Genomic DNA, 16,267 nt, shown 5'->3' on the forward strand with positions numbered 1-16,267 from the left:
ATGGAAATGAGAAGAAAAGAACGGGAGATAGCGGACAGGGACAGCATCCTTAAGATCATACGGGAGTGTCAATGCTGCAGGATCGCGCTGGCTGACGGAAGGTGCCCATATATCGTGCCTGTAAATTTTGGATATGACAGTGCGGGCAATGTATTATACTTTCATGGCGCGGCGAAGGGAAGGAAAATGGACTTGATCCGCAAAAACGGATGTGCCGGTTTTGAGATGGACACGGCACATGAACTGGTGAGGGCGGATGCGGCCTGCGGTTTCTCATTCCGCTACCGGAGTATTGTGGGGGAGGGAAGGATCGCTGTGGTGGAGGATCCGGAGGAGAAACGGCACGGACTGGACTGTATCATGAAGCATATGTCCGGAACCGGAACCTGGGAATATCCTGACGCAATGCTTCGGCGCACTGCGGTCATACGCCTGGATGTGGAGAAGCTGTGCGCCAAGGCGAATGAATAATAATGAAAGGAAACATATGCTTTTAAATGACATTGTGCAGGCAGCCCTTGAGGAATGCCCTGTGGAGAATCAGAAATACACGGATGAGGTTGCAGAGGAGGCAAAGGGACAGCGGGTGGAATTTGACACGGTCACCTTTGTAAGATGCCGGTTCACGGACTGTGATTTTACAGGGGCATCCTTCTGCAATGTCTTATTTGACAATTGCGATTTTTCCAACTGTACCTTTGGGGACAGCTATTGGAAAAACACAAAGGCAAAGGGCTGTAAAGGGGACGGAAGCCGGTTTACCAATTCCAGCTTCAAGTGGGTGACGTTTCAGGAATGCCAGTTCCGCTATGCCAATTTTTCCACGGCATACTGGGAATTCTGTGAGATCACCTGCTGCTGCCTTAGGGAGTCCTTTTTGTCCGAGGTAAAATTCAAGAAAACAACGTGTTCCAAAACAGATCTGACTCAGACGGATTTTTTCAGGACGCCCTTAAAAGGAATGGACTTGTCAGACTGCACCATTGACAATATAATGGTATCAGACCAGTACACGGAACTTTCAGGTGTCAAGGTGAACCTTTTTCAGGCAGCGGAGCTGGCAAAGCTGATGGGGGTCAAAATCGTATAGGGCGGCACGCCCCGGGAAGTAGTGCATGGAGCAGTACGGAATAACATTGATAAAACGCAGGAGGTCGTCAGTATGGTAGAACAAAAGACAATAGAAGCATTTCTGGAGGTACTGTCCTCTAAACAGCCTGTGCCGGGCGGCGGCGGGGCATCGGCCCTGGCAGGGGCCCTGGGCAATGCCCTTGGCCGGATGGTGGGAAACCTGACCATTGGAAAGAAAAAGTATGCGGATGTGGAGGAAGAGATACAGGGGCTTCTATCCAGGATGGAAAAGATGCAGGCCCAGTTTGTGGCCCTGGCAGACAGGGATGCAGAGGTGTTTGCCCCACTGGCCCAGTGCTACAGCCTTCCTTCCGCCACGCCGGAGGAAAAGGCTTATAAGGAAAAGGTGATGGAAGAACGCCTGCTGGACGCAAGCTGTGTTCCGCTGGAGATCATGGAACGGGCAGTGGAAATGCTGGATATCCTGGAAGTCCTGGGGGAAAAGGGAAGCCGGCTGGCAATCAGTGACGTGGGAGTGGGTGTGCAGTTTATCCGCACCGCGGTCCTGGGAGCCGTGATGAATGTGTATATCAATACGAAGTCCATGAAGAACAGGGATAAGGCAGAGGACCTGAATGCCAGGGCAGAGCGGTTGATCGAAGAGGGAACAGCCAGGGCGGACCGGATCTATGCCGGGGTTTTGGAACAGCTGAAGTGAGAAACGGTAAAATGCAGACACGTTTTGGAGTGAACAGTTGGCAACAGGAAGGAGACAACAATGGAGATACTAAAGGGGGCAGAGGTTTCTGCCAAGATTAAGGAGCAGGCCGCACAGATGCTTTCCCGGCTGGGAGAGCATGTGCCGAAACTTGCAATTGTCAGGGTGGGAGAGCGGCCGGACGACATGTCATATGAGCGGGGCGCCACAAAAAAGATGGAGAGCTTCGGACTCAGGGTACAGTCCTATGTGTTCCCGGAAGATGTGTCGGACCAGGAGTTTAAACAGGAATTTCATAAGATCAACCGTGATGAGGATGTGACAGGGATCCTGCTGCTGCGCCCCCTGCCAAAACAGATTGTGGAAGCCGACATTGAGAAGATGATCGATCCTTCAAAAGACCTGGACGGCATCTCCCCGTCCAACATCGCAAAGGTGTTTGCAGGAGACAGCACGGGATTTGCCCCCTGTACCGCGGAGGCGGTTATTGAGGTGCTGAAAGCAAACAATATCCCTATTACAGGAAAGCGTGTGACGATCGTGGGCCGCAGTATGGTGGTTGGCCGCCCCTTGTCCATGCTGATGCTGAAAGAAAATGCAACCGTTACCATTTGCCACACCAGGACAAGGGAACTGGAAGCAACCTGCCGTGACGGAGAGATCCTTGTAGCCGCCGCAGGCCGTGCCAAAATGCTGGACAGCCGGTATGTGGGCCGTGACGCGGTTGTGATCGATGTGGGGATCAATGTGGATGAGAACGGTAAGCTGTGCGGGGATGTGGATTTTGATTCCATTTCAGAGACGGCTTCCATGGCTACACCCGTACCTGGCGGCGTGGGTGCGGTGACTACCGCGGTGCTGGCCAAGCATCTGCTCTGTGCAGCTCTTCGCAGAGCCGGCCTGGAAGGCTGAAAGGAAATTCTTTGCTAATTCCCGCATTTTCCTCTTGCTAAACTTAAAAAATGCATTATAATATAAAATGTTAAATATTTTTATAGTTATGCATTTTCATGCATAAAAGAAAAGAGGAGAGTAATTATGAAGAAGAAAATGATAGCTCTGACCATGGCAGCGCTTATGGCAGCTTCCCTGACCGCATGCGGCGGCGGTGCAAAAGAAACCACTGCAGCAACTACAGCAGCAGACACAACGGCAGCAGATACAACGGCAGCTGAAAACGCAGAGACATCAGCTGAGGCAGCTGAGACAGAGGCAGCCGGCGGTGTTCTGGTTATGGCTACTAATGCAGAGTTCCCGCCATATGAGTACCATGACGGCGGCGAGATCGTTGGTATTGATGCGGAGATCGCAAAGGCAATTGCAGGCGAACTGGGCATGGAACTGGAGATTGAAGATATTGCATTTGATTCCATTATTCCTGAGATCACTTCCGGCAAGGCTGATATGGGCCTGGCAGGCATGACTGTTACAGAGGACCGCAAGCAGTCCGTAGACTTCTCCGATACCTATGCAAAGGCGTCCCAGAAGGTAATTGTAAAAGAGGACAGCGAGATTGCTTCCCCGGATGACCTGGCAGGCAAGATTGTAGGCGTTCAGCTTGGAACCACCGGCGACATCTATGTATCTGACCTGGAAGCAGACGGCACCACGGTAGAGCGTTACAACAAGGGCTTTGAGGCTGTTCAGGCATTAAGCCAGGGCAAAATCGATGCGGTTGTGATCGATGGCGAGCCTGCCAAGACGTTTGTTGCACAGACCGAAGGCTTAAAGATCCTTGAGGAGTCCTTTACAGATGAGGAATATGCGATTGCTGTAAAGAAGGGCAATACAGAGCTGTTAGACAAGATCAACGGCGCATTAAAGACCCTGAAGGAAAACGGTACTCTGGATGAGATCGTTGCTAAGTATATCAAGGCAGAATAATTGACTGATATAACGACATGAGGGTGCCGGCAGTGGCATGATTGGCCGGTATCGGACTGCCGCAGTACTGTCTTCGGCAGTCTGCGGCAGTTTTTACGATTTATTATAGAAGAAAGAGCAGAGGACGATTAGCATGTGGAATACGTTTACAGATGCATTTTACCTGAACTTTGTTTCTGAGAACCGGTGGAAATATCTCACGGACGGTTTGAAGACAACATTGATTATCACACTGTTTGCCTGTCTTATGGGCATTGTGCTGGGCTTCATTGTGGGCATGATCCGCTCCACCTATGAAAAGACCCACAAACTGAAACTGTTAAATGCCATCTGCAAAGTGTATCTGACCGTAATCCGCGGCACGCCCGTGGTGGTACAGCTGCTGATCATCTACTTTGTGGTGTTTGGCAGTGCCAGGATCGACAAGGTGCTGGTGGCCATTATGGCATTTGGCATCAACTCAGGCGCTTATGTGGCTGAGATATTCCGAAGCGGTATCATGTCCATTGACGCGGGACAGATGGAGGCAGGACGCAGTCTGGGCTTTAACTATGTACAGACCATGTGGTACATCATCATGCCCCAGGCATTTAAGACCGTGCTCCCGACCCTGTGCAACGAGTTCATTTCCCTGTTAAAGGAAACCTCCGTATCCGGTTATATTGCCATCCAGGATCTGACAAAGGGCGGCGATATTATCCGAAGCAGGACATACAGCGCTTTCATGCCTTTGATCGCGGTAGCCCTTGTGTATCTGGTCATTGTCATGATATTTACAAAACTGATCCAGATCCTGGAAGGGAGGTTAAGGCAGAATGAGCGGTAATTTGAACAGAGAGCCATTGATCCAGGTACAGAATCTGGGTAAAAGCTTTGGCGACATCCATGTATTAAAGGGAATCAATGTAAATATATACAAAGGTGATGTGGTGTTTGTGGTAGGCCCTTCCGGTTCGGGCAAAAGTACGTTCCTGAGATGTCTGAACCTTCTGGAGGAACCCACACAGGGCCAGATCTATTTTGAGGGGACCGATATAACGGATCCCAAGACAGACATTGACAAGCACCGCCAGAAGATGGGCATGGTGTTTCAGCAATTTAACCTGTTCCCCCATATGGATATCATGAAGAACCTGACCATTGCTCCCATGAAGCTCCAGGGAAAAAGCGCCCAGGAGGCCGAGGCGGAGGCCATGACGCTTTTGGAGCGTGTGGGCCTGGCCGACAGGGCTCATGCGTATCCAAGCCAGCTGTCCGGCGGTCAGAAGCAGCGTATTGCCATTGTCAGGGCATTGTGCATGAAACCGGATGTGATGCTGTTTGACGAGCCCACGTCCGCCCTGGATCCGGAAATGGTAGGCGAGGTATTAAGCGTTATGCGTGATCTGGCCAAGGAAAAGATGACCATGGTGGTGGTTACCCACGAGATGGGATTTGCCAGGGAGGTGGCCAACCGCGTAATGTTTATGGATGAAGGGTATTTCATGGAGGAAGCTGCGCCGGAAGAGTTTTTCGGCAATCCTAAGAATGAGAGACTGAAATCATTCCTCAGCAAGGTGCTGTAACATAACAGGTACTTCATATATAGCAGGGCCGCTGCCCTTGGCCGGAAGCAGAAATGTTTCCGGTCAAGGGCAGCGGCCTTTTTGTATATTGTGTCAGATTTCGCAAATCCTATATCTGAGGGAAATCCCCGCAGTCCATATCCTGGGGCTTCTGGGGGTCGAACTTGTCTAAAAGGGCGGAAAGCCTTACCAGGCAGTCATCCATCTCAGACAGCTCCTCCCTGGTAAAGCCGGAAAGCCCGGCCATGGTGCAGCTGAGCATGGCTTCCTTTAACTGCTGCACGATCCTGACGCCGGTGGGAGTGATGGTCAGATAGACCTGGCGCCGGTTCCTGTGGTCATGCTGTCTTTCCACCAGCTGCTTTTCCTCCAGGTCATTGACCAGTTTGGTCAGCTGCTGTTTGGTGATCTCCAGTTCCGAGGCCAGCTCCGACATGGTGGGAGCCGGACGGCCCGGCTGGTTTAATACCACCAGGGCATGAAAGGCCACGGAGTTGGCCTTGATCTGGTTCTGCTGCTGGTACCTGCCCTTTGCCAGGTTAAAAAATGAGATGATAAATTCCAGGAAATGTTCCCCCACAGTTCTGGAATCAGGTGTATGATCAGTCATTAATGTAACTACCTCCTCTGTGAGTCCTCTTTTCACGTTTTATCACATAACGGGAGAAATGTCAATAAATATTAAAAGTAAATAAAAATTTACTATAAATCATTGACAAAATTTGCATTTCGTATTATCTTACATGTGAACGGAAACAAAAAATACGGGGATGCGTAGGAAGACGCATCACAGAGTATGAGAAGAGAAAAGGAGAACATATATGGGTACAAGTGAAGACGGCAAGAGAACAGCCGGCGGCCCAGGTAATAAAAAGCCGTTTATCTACTATTATTTTTTAGTCATATTGATCGTCATGGTGTTAAATGCCTTGGTATTTCCCATGATGGAGCGCTCAATTGAGGTTCCCTACAGTGAATTTATCACACAGCTGGATTCCGGTAATGTGAAAGACGTGTACATGAGCAGCGATGAGACACAGGTCCAGTTTTCCACCAAGGACCAGCAGTGGAATGTGACTTACAAGACAGGCCCTGTGCCGGGTGATAATCTGGCCCAGCGTCTGGACACAGCTAAGTCGGAAGGAAAGGTGGAAAACTATACAAGGGAGATTCCCACAAAGGCTTCCCCGCTGCTGAGTTTCCTGATGTCATGGGTGGCGCCCATCCTGATGTTTGTAATCATCGGACAGATCATGGGACGCATGATGAGCAAGCGCATGGGCGGTAACAATGCCATGACTTTTGGAAAGTCCAATGCAAAGATTTATGCTGAAAATGAAACAGGGATCACATTTGCAGATGTGGCGGGCGAGGAGGAGGCCAAGGATGCGCTGAAGGAGATCGTGGATTTCCTGCACAATCCCCAGAAGTATGCGGACATTGGCGCAAACCTTCCCAAGGGCGCCCTTCTGGTGGGACCTCCCGGAACAGGTAAGACGCTGCTGGCAAGGGCTGTTGCAGGTGAAGCCCATGTGCCCTTTTTCTCCATATCAGGTTCTGAATTTGTGGAAATGTTTGTGGGCATGGGCGCGGCCAAGGTCAGGGACCTGTTTAAGCAGGCCAATGACAAGGCGCCCTGTATTGTATTCATTGATGAGATCGATACCATTGGAAAGAAACGTGACGGCGGCGGGATGGGCGGAAATGATGAGAGGGAGCAGACCCTGAACCAGCTTCTGACCGAGATGGACGGATTTGACGGCAAGAAGGGGGTTGTGATCCTGGCTGCCACCAACCGTCCGGAATCCCTGGACAAGGCCCTTCTGCGTCCGGGCCGGTTTGACCGGAGAGTGCCCGTGGAGCTGCCTGACCTGAAAGGGAGGGAAGCCATCTTAAAGGTACACGGACAAAATGTGAAGATGTCTGATGATGTGGATTACAATGCCATTGCCAGGGCAACGGCAGGAGCCAGCGGAGCGGAGCTGGCCAATATCATTAACGAGGCAGCCCTGAGAGCGGTGAGAATGGGCAGGGGAGCCGTGGTGCAGGCGGACCTGGAGGAAAGCGTAGAGACCGTCATTGCGGGATACCAGAAAAAGAACGCCGTGATCTCCCAGGAGGAGCGCAAGATCGTGGCATACCATGAGGTTGGCCATGCCCTGGTGGCGGCCTGCCAGACACACTCCGCACCGGTGCAGAAGATCACCATCATACCAAGGACATCCGGTGCATTGGGATATACCATGCAGGTGGAACAGGGAGAGCGGTATCTCATGAGCAAGGAGGAGGCGCTGAACAAGATCGCCACCTTTACAGGGGGACGGGCGGCTGAAGAACTCATTTTCCATTCCATCACCACAGGCGCATCCAATGATATTGAACAGGCCACAAGGATTGCCCGCTCCATGGTCACCCGGTACGGCATGACGGATGAATTTGATATGGTTGCCATGGAGACTGTAAACAACCAGTATCTGGGCGGTGACACCTCCCTGGCCTGTGCGCCGGAGACTGCCAGGCTCATAGATGAACAGGTTGTTAAGATCGTGAAAGAACAGCATGCCAAGGCTTTGGATATCCTTCGGAACAATGAAACCAGGCTCCATGAGATAGCTGCCCATCTGCTGGAGAAGGAGACTATTACCGGCGAGGAATTTATGGAGATCTTTAACAGGGTGCAGGAAGCGTGATCCTGAATACGGATTCTTGTATTGCAGCCCCGGGACAGATGCAATTTAAATTTGCATTTGCCCCGGGGCTGTGTTATTCTTAAATCATAGACAGGGTGGGGGCGTTTGGAATGTGCTCCGTATCTGTGCCTTGAGATAAGCAGATGGTACCCTCAGCAGGCAGGGGATATATTTACCTTTGTCCATTGAGGGTAGGAATAGATGATGGATAAGATGGATTTTGGATGAGGAGAGAGGCAGCAGAGACACGGGATCAAGTACAGGATGGGCCAGGCCCTGCCGTATACTGACAGATGAAAGGCAGGAATAAGGAATGGGTAAAATTTTGGACATGCTTTATGCAGGAGAGCTGCACCCCGCGGACAGTGTGATACAGGGCTGTGAGGAATATGATGAAATGTGCAGGGAATCATTGAAGGAGATGGAACGTTTCACGGAACGGCTGGATGAGGATATGAGGGCTGAGTTTGACACTCTGATGGAGCATTACCTGGAGCTGACTTTCATGGAGAAATCCCATACATTCAGCCATGGGTTCCGTTTGGGAGCCGGAATTATGTGCGAGGTATTTTGCGAAAACGGGCGGGACCAAGCCTGAAATATAAGTGTAGCTTAAGAATATGAGTGGGGATTGCTGATAAATCAAAGCGGATGTACTTTATTGTGTAAAAATAGGTTGAAATTACTGGTTAATATTGACAATGATGGAAAAAGTGATATACTTAACTACGTATTTGTGTTACTTTTAACAGGGTAGGACAGCGATGGAGCGTCAGGAAGAAGATGGTACGGCTTTGTATAGTATTGCGGCACTGTCAGAACCTGACGTATTTTCGGTCCCGGAGCGTGTTTGATCATTGTTTTCCGTCAGATATGTTTTCTGTTTGTGGGAGATTTGAACCAAATAAAGGACGCATAGCAAGGGATGCAGCCTGAATTTGGGCTGAATATACCGCAAAGCAGGATGGACAGACGGCGGAGATGGATGTTCAATCAGGGTCTGACCCTAAAATTACAGTGTACTTTCGGAACCTCCGATCGTACGCGACACTTCATGGAGGAGAGTACTATGAAATTACGTAAGTTTGTCAGCGTGGCCCTGGCCGGTGTGATGACACTGTCATTAGCAGCCTGCGGCGGATCCAAGACAGCGGAGACCACAGCGGCACCGGACACCACAGCAGCAGTGGAGTCATCTGCGGCAGCAGACGGGGCTGAGACAGAGGCCACGGAACCAGCGCCTGCGGGCGGTGTGGCCAAGGAAGATCTGAAGGTTGGTTTTGTCTACATAGGCGATGAGAATGAGGGATATACAGCTGCCCACTATGCCGGCGCCATGGAGATGAAGGAGGCACTGGGCCTGTCTGACGATCAGATCATTGTTAAGTGGAACATTCCAGAGGATGAGACAGCCAAGGATGCAGCCATGGACCTGGCAGACCAGGGATGCCAGATCGTATTTGCCAACAGCTTTGGACATGAGTCCTATGTGATCGAGGCAGCCAAGGAGTATCCTGAGGTTCAGTTCTGCCATGCTACCGGTTTCCAGGCGGCTTCCAGCGGTCTGAGCAATATGCATAACTACTTTACATCTATTTATGAAGCTCGTTACGTGTCAGGCGTGGTTGCAGGCCTTAAACTGAACCAGATGATCGAGAACGGCACAGTGGCCAAGGATGCCTGCAAGATCGGATATGTGGGCGCTTATCCATATGCTGAGGTTATCAGCGGATATACATCCTTCTTCCTGGGCGTGCGTTCCGTATGCCCGGATGCCACCATGGAAGTTAAGTATACCAACAGCTGGGCCAGCTTTGATCTGGAGAAAGAGGCCGCAGATGCTTTGATTTCCGATGGATGTGTGCTGATCAGCCAGCATGCGGATACCACCGGCGCACCTACTGCCTGTGAGGCAGCCGGCGTTCCCTGTGTAGGCTACAACATTTCCATGATCGCAACCGCTCCCAAGCAGGCTCTCACATCCGCTTCCAACAACTGGGGCGCATATGTGACCGAGGCTGTAAAGCATGTCCTGGATGGAACCGAGATCCCGGTAGACTGGTGCAAGGGCTTCTCTGACGGCGCTGTTCTTATCACTGAACTGAATGAAGCTGCTGTTGCCCCGGGAACCAAGGAAAAGGTAGAGGAAGTGGAACTTAAGCTGGCATCCGGCGAGCTTCACGTATTTGATACCTCAACCTGGACCCAGGATGGCAAGACACTGGATACCTACAAGAAGGATGGCAGTGATATCGAATACATTTCCGATGGATATTTCCATGAGTCAGAGTTTGCGTCTGCTCCTGCCTTCGATATCCTGATCGATGGAATCAAGACAATTGACAACTAAATTCCCGCTGGGGATCAATTGGGCTGTAAAAGCGGAGCCACGCCATTGGCTCCGCTTTTTTCCACGAAGCAATGAACCATGGAAAATAAAGTGAAAAGAGATTTTCTCCTGTATAGTAAGAAAGTTTCTTTTGGTTTTATTTCAGATGGAAGAAGATACGCAAGAAAATAGAAGAAAATGGAGGTCTGCCGGGTGAGCGAAACATATGCAATTGAACTGAAAAACATCACAAAACGATTCGGCAAGGTTACTGCAAACCACAAGGTATGTCTTTCCGTTAAGCGGGGAGAGATACTGTCCATTCTGGGCGAGAACGGAAGTGGGAAGACCACTCTCATGAACATGATCTCAGGGATCTATTATCCGGATGAGGGACAGATATTTGTAAATGGAAACGAGGTGACCATCCGTTCCCCCAAGGATTCCTTTACACTGGGGATCGGCATGATCCATCAGCATTTCAAACTGGTGGATGTCCTGACAGCAGCGGAGAACATCATCCTTGGTCTGGCAGGCAAAGAGGTCCTGGATATGAAAGGCGTGACTGCCAGGATCAATGAGCTCACAGCCAGATACGGCTTTGACCTGGATCCCGGCCAGAAGATCTATACCATGTCCGTGTCCCAGAAACAGACCGTGGAAATCGTCAAGCTTCTGTACCGGGGAGTGGATATCCTGATCCTGGACGAGCCCACCGCTGTGCTGACGCCCCAGGAAACGGACAAGCTCTTTGCGGTTTTGCGAAATATGCGCCAGGCAGGCCATTCCATTATCATCATCACCCATAAGCTTCACGAGGTGCTGGCGCTGTCCGACCGTGTTTCCGTCCTGCGCAAGGGACAGTACATAGGGACCGTACAGACCAGTGAAGCTACGGAGGAATCCCTTACCGAGATGATGGTTGGGAAAAAGGTAAGCCTTAACATTGACCGGCCAATGCCGGTGAACCCGCAGAAACGTCTGGAGGTATCGGGTGTCACCTGCGTGGACAAGGAAGGGATTAAGACCCTGGACCAGGCTTCTTTTACTGCATACAGCGGGGAAATACTGGGAGTAGCGGGGATCGCGGGAAGCGGGCAAAAGGAACTGCTGGAGTCCATTGCAGGGCTTATGCACATGGAATCGGGCGCCATCACCTACTACCCTCCCGAGGGAGGGGAAAAGAACCTGGCAGGCATGAGCGCTGCGGCTATCAGCAAGCTGGGAGTAAAGCTTTCCTTTGTGCCTGAGGACCGGCTGGGCATGGGGCTGGTGGGCTCCATGGACATGACGGACAACATGATGCTCAGGGGATACAGGAAGGGGCGTTTGTTTTTTGCCGACAGGAAAACGCCCAAGACCCTGGCTGAACATATTATAGAGGAACTGGAGGTGGTGACGCCGGGGGTTTCCACGCCTGTGCGCAAGCTGTCAGGAGGCAATGTGCAGAAGGTTTTGGTGGGGCGTGAGATTTCCTCCAACCCCAAGGTGCTGATGGTGGCATATCCGGTCCGGGGACTGGATATCAATTCTTCCTATACAATCTACCACCTTCTCAATGAGCAGAAGCAGCAGGGGGCTGCTGTGATCTGTGTGGGCGAGGACCTGGACGTTCTGCTGGAGCTGTGCGACAGGATCCTGGTGCTGTGCGGCGGCCGGATCAGCGGCATTGTGGACGGCCGGACGGCAACTAAGGAAGAAGTGGGCCTGATGATGACAAAGGTAGGAGGTGGCTTAGATGAGTAAGGAGATAACCGCAGTATCCACAAGGGAACCTCTGATGCATATATCCAAGCGCGATGGGATTGAGCCATGGAAGGCATGGCTGATCAGGCTGGCTGCCGTTATTCTGGCGCTGGTGGTCTGTGCCGGTGTCATATTTGCTCTTACCGGGCTGAATCCAATTGAGGTATATAAAGGGATTTTTGACGGTGCAGTGGGCACCAAAAGGCGTATCTGGATGACCATCAGGGATACCCTGGTGCTTTTGTGCATTGCGATCGGTATCACGCCCGCATTTAAGATGCGGTTCTGGAACATTGGCGCCGAGGGGCAGGTACTGATCGGGGGCGTTACATCCGCTGCCATGATGATCTACTTGGGAAACTCCCTTCCCGCCATTGTGCTGTTTCCGCTGATGCTTTTGGGCAGCGCCCTGTCCGCCATGGTGTGGGCAGCGATCCCGGCATTTTTTAAGGCTTACTGGAATACCAATGAGACATTATTTACCCTGATGATGAACTACGTGGCCATGCAGGTGATCACCTACTGTATCATTTTCTGGGAGAACCCCAAGGGCTCCAATTCAGTGGGTACCATCAATTCCTCCACCCAGGGCGGCTGGCTTCCAAAGCTGTTCGGGCTGGATTACGGCTGGAACCTGGTCATTGTGCTGGCATTGACCCTGGCCATGTTCATTTACCTGAAATACAGCAAGCAGGGGTATGAGATCGCTGTTGTGGGCGAGAGCGAGAATACGGCCCGGTACGCGGGGATCAATGTAAAAAAGGTGATCCTGCGGACCATGGCCTTATCCGGTGCCATCTGCGGAATTGCCGGATTTATCATTGTCAGCGGCGCAAGCCACACCATTTCCACCAGCACGGCGGGGGGACGGGGCTTTACGGCCATCATTGTTTCCTGGCTCAGCAAGTTTAATGCGTTTGCCATGATCCTGGTTTCATTTTTCCTGGTGTTCATGCAAAAGGGAGCGGGGCAGATCGCTTCCCAGTTTAATCTGAATGAAAATGCTTCTGATGTCATAACAGGTATCATCCTGTTCTTTATTCTGGGCTGTGAGTTCTTTATCAATTACAGGGTAGCTGTGCGCGGCAGGCATAAAGACCGGACGGTTTAGAAGGGAGGATGAGAATATGGGATTTTTAGTTATATTTATACAAAAGGCCATTGGGCAGGGGATCGGGATCCTGTACGGCGCCCTGGGGGAGATCATGACGGAAAAATCGGGAAACCTGAATCTGGGTATTCCGGGAATGATGTACATGGGCGGTATTGCCGGCCTGATCGGCGCATTTTTATATGAAAATTCAGTGGAGACGCCCAATGGGTTTGTGGGGCTTTTGATCTCCTTTTTCTGCGCATTTGCCTGCGCGGCCCTGGGAGGCCTGGTGTACAGCGTACTGACCATCACGCTGCGGGCAAACCAGAACGTAACCGGCCTGGCCCTGACCACATTTGGCGTGGGATTCGGCAACTTTTTCGGCGGTTCCCTGGCAAAGCTGGCAGGAGGCGTGGGACAGATTTCCGTGGCTGTCACTGGCGCGGCCTACAAGACGCCCATTCCCGGGCTTTCCAAACTGGGAGTGGTGGGGCAGGTGCTGTTCTCCTACGGATTTCTCACATATCTGGCAATCCTTCTGGCCATTGCACTTGCATTTTTCCTTAGCAAGACAAGGAAGGGACTTAACCTCAGGGCCGTGGGCGAAAGCCCGGCAACAGCTGATGCGGCCGGTATCAATGTCACTGCCTACAAGTATCTGGCAACCTGCATCGGGGGCGGGATCAGCGGTCTGGGCGGATTGTATTTTGTAATGGAGTATTCAGGGGGAACCTGGACCAACAACGGATTCGGCGACAGGGGATGGCTGGCCATTGCCCTTGTTATATTTGCACTGTGGAAGCCGGTGAATGCCATCTGGGGTTCCATCCTGTTTGGAGGCCTGTATATCCTGTACCTGTATATTCCGGGACTGGACAGAGGGGCGCAGGAAATTTTTAAAGCCCTTCCCTACGTTGTCACCATTGTGGTGCTGGTGATCACCAGCCTTAGAAAGAAGAGGGAGTACCAGCCGCCCCAGAGCCTGGGACTGGCGTATTTCAGAGAAGAGAGATAAAACAGGAAAGAGAGATAAAACAGGAAAGAGAGATAAAAACAGAGAAGAGGCAGGGACTGTATTTTGGGCAGCGGTTCCAGTCTCTTCCTTTTTTGGCGGCAATGAATCTCTATCCGCTCTTTTAATCCCCCTCTTACATCTTGACAATACCCAGTAAACTGCTATGATTAGAGGAGCGTTTATTGGAAAGAGGATGACCGGATGTGAAGATCCGGTGTAAAACAGTTGTTTTGGTTTAGGTGACATGGAGGCGGATGTGGTGGAAATAAAGGACAGAATTTACCGGTATATGAAAGAACTGGTGGCGATTCCCAGCGTGTCTGATACGGAATATGAGGGGGCGGCAGCGGATTACATAGAGGCGGAACTGAATGCCCAGCCCTATTTTGCAGCCCATCCCCAGATGGCGGGAAGCTATGCGCTTAAGGGGGATCACCTGAAACGGACCACACCCTATGGGCTGATCAAGGGGAGCACGGGGAGGACCATTATACTCACAGGCCACTATGATGTAGTAGATACCCGGGAGTACGGCAGTTTTGAATCTTTTGCCTATGATGTGGAGGCGTGGAAACGCGCCGGCAAAAGCCAGTTGGAAGCATTGGCGGCAATGCTTCCCAGGGAAGCCAGGGAGGATCTGGAGTCCGGTGAATGGCTGTTTGGAAGAGGCGTGAACGATATGAAGGGGGGACTGGCCATTGCCATGGCACTTATGGATTGGTATGGCCGGCTGATGCTGGAGCATCCGCAGCTGCCCGGGTGCCTGCTTTTTGCAGCGGTGGCGGATGAGGAGGCATATTCCGCCGGGATGCGGGGCTCCATTCCACTATTTACAGGTCTTTTGCAAGAGTATGGACTGGAATATGCATGCCTGCTGGATCTGGAGCCCAGCTTTAATGAGGAAGGGAAGCAGCAGGTGTATATCGGTTCCGTGGGAAAGACCATGCCCGCGGTGCTGGTACAGGGGGCCAAAGCCCATGTGGTGAACTGTTTCCATGGACTAAACGCAGTGGGCGTACTGGCTGAGATGTTTATGCGCACCGAGCTGGCGCCTGAGTTCTCTGAACAGTATGAGGGGGAACCATGCCCTCCGCCCACCTGGTTTAATCTGAGGGACCGCAAGGAGGGATATGATGTCTCCGTTCCCCTGAGAGCAGCGGGATACATGAGTATGCTGGGATTCAACAAGACAGCGGATTCGGTTATGGCCAGGCTGAAGGAAATCGGGAGGGAATCATTTTCCTCATACCTGAAACGCATGGAGGCCCAGGAGGCATGTGTGAAATCCGGGGATATCCTTCCAAAGGTGGATATGGACCGGTGCGTGATGGAGTATGGCCAGCTGGTGGATGTCTGCCACAAGCGCCACGGGGAGGAAGCGGGAAAGTGGTTCCGTGACCTCTATGAGACAGCACAAGCCCGTATCCGGTCAGGGGAATGGAATTATCCCAAGGCCACGCTGGAGATCATGGACGCGGTACTGACCTACTCGGAGATTACAGCCCCTTTGATGGTGATCTCCTTTGCACCGCCTTATTACCCGGCTTATCACAGCGACCGCATTCCGGATGGCGCGGGTAGGGATAGCGCGGAGGGCAGTGCGGGGGGCAGTGCAGGGGGAGTAAGAACAGGGGGAGGAGAAAGTACAGGGGGAGGAAGCACTGGAAGAGGAAGCGCGCTGTATGAGATACTGGCAGCATCGGCAGAGACAGTGTGCGGCATCCCGCTGGGCAGGCGCAATTACTGCTGCGGGATATCGGATTTAAGCTACTGCGCAGGTCCGGACCGGGCGGAACTTCAGTCCTATGCGGCCAATACGCCGCTGTGGGGAGGTATGTATCATATGGACCTGGATGCCATGGCGGGATTCCAGGTTCCGGCCCTTCTTTTTGGCCCAGTTGGCAAGGATGCCCACCAGATGTCGGAGCGCGTCAATGCCAGGAGCCTGCTGGAAGAAGTTACTTAAATGAAAAACTAAATTCCAGTTGTGGACTATTCCAGTAAATTTGCGGAATTAACTTCCACTTTGCACCTTAACAAATTCATATATTTGCCTTATAATGAATCTATAAGCACCCAGTTTTGATGTTTTTTGCATGCCAACGGGGCATCTGAAAATAGTGTGCGAGACTAAATTCCACATGCCTTTGTGCAAG

At 51.7% G+C, this 16,267-nt stretch carries 15 protein-coding genes; 14 read left to right on the top strand and 1 reads right to left on the bottom strand.

The window, feature by feature from the left end; genetic code table 11:
- The 7 genes from CLFS41_RS08980 to CLFS41_RS09010 all read left to right on the top strand — a co-directional run bounded on the left by CLFS41_RS08980 (position 1) and on the right by CLFS41_RS09010 (position 5,238).
- Positions 1-471 carry a pyridoxamine 5'-phosphate oxidase family protein gene (locus CLFS41_RS08980; RefSeq protein WP_330412685.1) on the top strand — a complete coding sequence of 157 codons (471 nt, stop codon included), beginning with the start codon at positions 1-3 and terminating at the stop codon, positions 469-471.
- A 16-nt stretch (positions 472-487) separates the two neighbouring features.
- Positions 488-1,090: a pentapeptide repeat-containing protein gene (locus tag CLFS41_RS08985; protein WP_045092097.1), complete on the top strand. Its 603-nt coding sequence runs from the start codon at positions 488-490 to the stop codon at positions 1,088-1,090.
- A gap of 72 nt (positions 1,091-1,162) precedes the next feature.
- Positions 1,163-1,789 carry a cyclodeaminase/cyclohydrolase family protein gene (locus tag CLFS41_RS08990; RefSeq protein ID WP_007862795.1) on the top strand — a complete coding sequence of 209 codons (627 nt, stop codon included), beginning with the start codon at positions 1,163-1,165 and terminating at the stop codon, positions 1,787-1,789.
- Positions 1,790-1,849: 60 nt separating this feature from the next.
- Entirely contained in the window at positions 1,850-2,701 is an 852-nt protein-coding gene (locus CLFS41_RS08995) for a bifunctional 5,10-methylenetetrahydrofolate dehydrogenase/5,10-methenyltetrahydrofolate cyclohydrolase (protein WP_045092074.1), read from the top strand.
- A 126-nt stretch (positions 2,702-2,827) separates the two neighbouring features.
- On the top strand, positions 2,828-3,673 hold the full coding sequence (locus tag CLFS41_RS09000) for a basic amino acid ABC transporter substrate-binding protein (protein ID WP_045092075.1): 846 nt from the start codon (positions 2,828-2,830) through the stop codon (positions 3,671-3,673).
- A gap of 133 nt (positions 3,674-3,806) precedes the next feature.
- Positions 3,807-4,499, top strand: coding sequence for an amino acid ABC transporter permease (locus CLFS41_RS09005; RefSeq protein ID WP_007862792.1), 693 nt, complete (start codon positions 3,807-3,809; stop codon positions 4,497-4,499).
- Positions 4,489-5,238: an amino acid ABC transporter ATP-binding protein gene (locus tag CLFS41_RS09010; RefSeq protein ID WP_007862791.1), complete on the top strand. Its 750-nt coding sequence runs from the start codon at positions 4,489-4,491 to the stop codon at positions 5,236-5,238. Before CLFS41_RS09005 ends, CLFS41_RS09010 begins: the two co-directional genes overlap by 11 nt.
- Before the next feature lie 109 nt (positions 5,239-5,347).
- On the opposite strand, the gene CLFS41_RS09015 is transcribed toward CLFS41_RS09010, so the two are convergent.
- On the bottom strand, positions 5,348-5,848 hold the full coding sequence (locus tag CLFS41_RS09015; protein WP_007862790.1) for a MarR family transcriptional regulator: 501 nt from the start codon (positions 5,846-5,848) through the stop codon (positions 5,348-5,350).
- Positions 5,849-6,059: 211 nt separating this feature from the next.
- Here CLFS41_RS09015 and ftsH point away from each other — a divergent pair, with 211 nt between their 5' ends.
- The 7 genes from ftsH to CLFS41_RS09050 all read left to right on the top strand — a co-directional run bounded on the left by ftsH (position 6,060) and on the right by CLFS41_RS09050 (position 16,077).
- A complete protein-coding gene (ftsH, locus tag CLFS41_RS09020; protein ID WP_045092076.1) occupies positions 6,060-7,928 on the top strand; it encodes an ATP-dependent zinc metalloprotease FtsH in 1,869 nt (622 codons plus the stop codon).
- A 313-nt stretch (positions 7,929-8,241) separates the two neighbouring features.
- On the top strand, positions 8,242-8,526 hold the full coding sequence (locus tag CLFS41_RS09025; protein WP_007862786.1) for a DUF6809 family protein: 285 nt from the start codon (positions 8,242-8,244) through the stop codon (positions 8,524-8,526).
- A 471-nt stretch (positions 8,527-8,997) separates the two neighbouring features.
- Positions 8,998-10,278: a BMP family ABC transporter substrate-binding protein gene (locus CLFS41_RS09030; protein WP_045092077.1), complete on the top strand. Its 1,281-nt coding sequence runs from the start codon at positions 8,998-9,000 to the stop codon at positions 10,276-10,278.
- A 177-nt stretch (positions 10,279-10,455) separates the two neighbouring features.
- Positions 10,456-12,003: an ABC transporter ATP-binding protein gene (locus CLFS41_RS09035; RefSeq protein ID WP_207740214.1), complete on the top strand. Its 1,548-nt coding sequence runs from the start codon at positions 10,456-10,458 to the stop codon at positions 12,001-12,003.
- Positions 11,996-13,114: an ABC transporter permease gene (locus tag CLFS41_RS09040; protein WP_007862777.1), complete on the top strand. Its 1,119-nt coding sequence runs from the start codon at positions 11,996-11,998 to the stop codon at positions 13,112-13,114. Before CLFS41_RS09035 ends, CLFS41_RS09040 begins: the two co-directional genes overlap by 8 nt.
- A gap of 16 nt (positions 13,115-13,130) precedes the next feature.
- Positions 13,131-14,111, top strand: coding sequence for an ABC transporter permease (locus tag CLFS41_RS09045; protein ID WP_007862775.1), 981 nt, complete (start codon positions 13,131-13,133; stop codon positions 14,109-14,111).
- Positions 14,112-14,367: 256 nt separating this feature from the next.
- Positions 14,368-16,077 carry a M20/M25/M40 family metallo-hydrolase gene (locus CLFS41_RS09050; protein WP_347467995.1) on the top strand — a complete coding sequence of 570 codons (1,710 nt, stop codon included), beginning with the start codon at positions 14,368-14,370 and terminating at the stop codon, positions 16,075-16,077.
- Positions 16,078-16,267: the final 190 nt, after the last annotated feature.

Origin of the sequence: Clostridium sp. FS41 (genome assembly GCF_000954015.1) — a bacterium.
Lineage (GTDB): Bacteria > Bacillota > Clostridia > Lachnospirales > Lachnospiraceae > Enterocloster > Enterocloster citroniae.

What these genes read in the sequence shown, in the direction of transcription:
- CLFS41_RS08985 (WP_045092097.1), top strand. Translation starts at nt 488, where the DNA reads ATGCTTTTAAATGACATTGTGCAGGCAGCCCTTGAGGAATGCCCTGTG.
- CLFS41_RS09010 (WP_007862791.1), top strand. Translation starts at nt 4,489, where the DNA reads ATGAGCGGTAATTTGAACAGAGAGCCATTGATCCAGGTACAGAATCTG.
- CLFS41_RS09005 (WP_007862792.1), top strand. Translation starts at nt 3,807, where the DNA reads ATGTGGAATACGTTTACAGATGCATTTTACCTGAACTTTGTTTCTGAG.
- CLFS41_RS08995 (WP_045092074.1), top strand. Translation starts at nt 1,850, where the DNA reads ATGGAGATACTAAAGGGGGCAGAGGTTTCTGCCAAGATTAAGGAGCAG.
- ftsH (WP_045092076.1), top strand. Translation starts at nt 6,060, where the DNA reads ATGGGTACAAGTGAAGACGGCAAGAGAACAGCCGGCGGCCCAGGTAAT.
- CLFS41_RS09000 (WP_045092075.1), top strand. Translation starts at nt 2,828, where the DNA reads ATGAAGAAGAAAATGATAGCTCTGACCATGGCAGCGCTTATGGCAGCT.
- CLFS41_RS09030 (WP_045092077.1), top strand. Translation starts at nt 8,998, where the DNA reads ATGAAATTACGTAAGTTTGTCAGCGTGGCCCTGGCCGGTGTGATGACA.
- CLFS41_RS09035 (WP_207740214.1), top strand. Translation starts at nt 10,456, where the DNA reads ATGGAGGTCTGCCGGGTGAGCGAAACATATGCAATTGAACTGAAAAAC.
- CLFS41_RS08980 (WP_330412685.1), top strand. Translation starts at nt 1, where the DNA reads ATGGAAATGAGAAGAAAAGAACGGGAGATAGCGGACAGGGACAGCATC.
- CLFS41_RS09025 (WP_007862786.1), top strand. Translation starts at nt 8,242, where the DNA reads ATGGGTAAAATTTTGGACATGCTTTATGCAGGAGAGCTGCACCCCGCG.
- CLFS41_RS09045 (WP_007862775.1), top strand. Translation starts at nt 13,131, where the DNA reads ATGGGATTTTTAGTTATATTTATACAAAAGGCCATTGGGCAGGGGATC.
- CLFS41_RS09040 (WP_007862777.1), top strand. Translation starts at nt 11,996, where the DNA reads ATGAGTAAGGAGATAACCGCAGTATCCACAAGGGAACCTCTGATGCAT.
- CLFS41_RS08990 (WP_007862795.1), top strand. Translation starts at nt 1,163, where the DNA reads ATGGTAGAACAAAAGACAATAGAAGCATTTCTGGAGGTACTGTCCTCT.
- CLFS41_RS09015 (WP_007862790.1), bottom strand. Translation starts at nt 5,848, where the DNA reads ATGACTGATCATACACCTGATTCCAGAACTGTGGGGGAACATTTCCTG.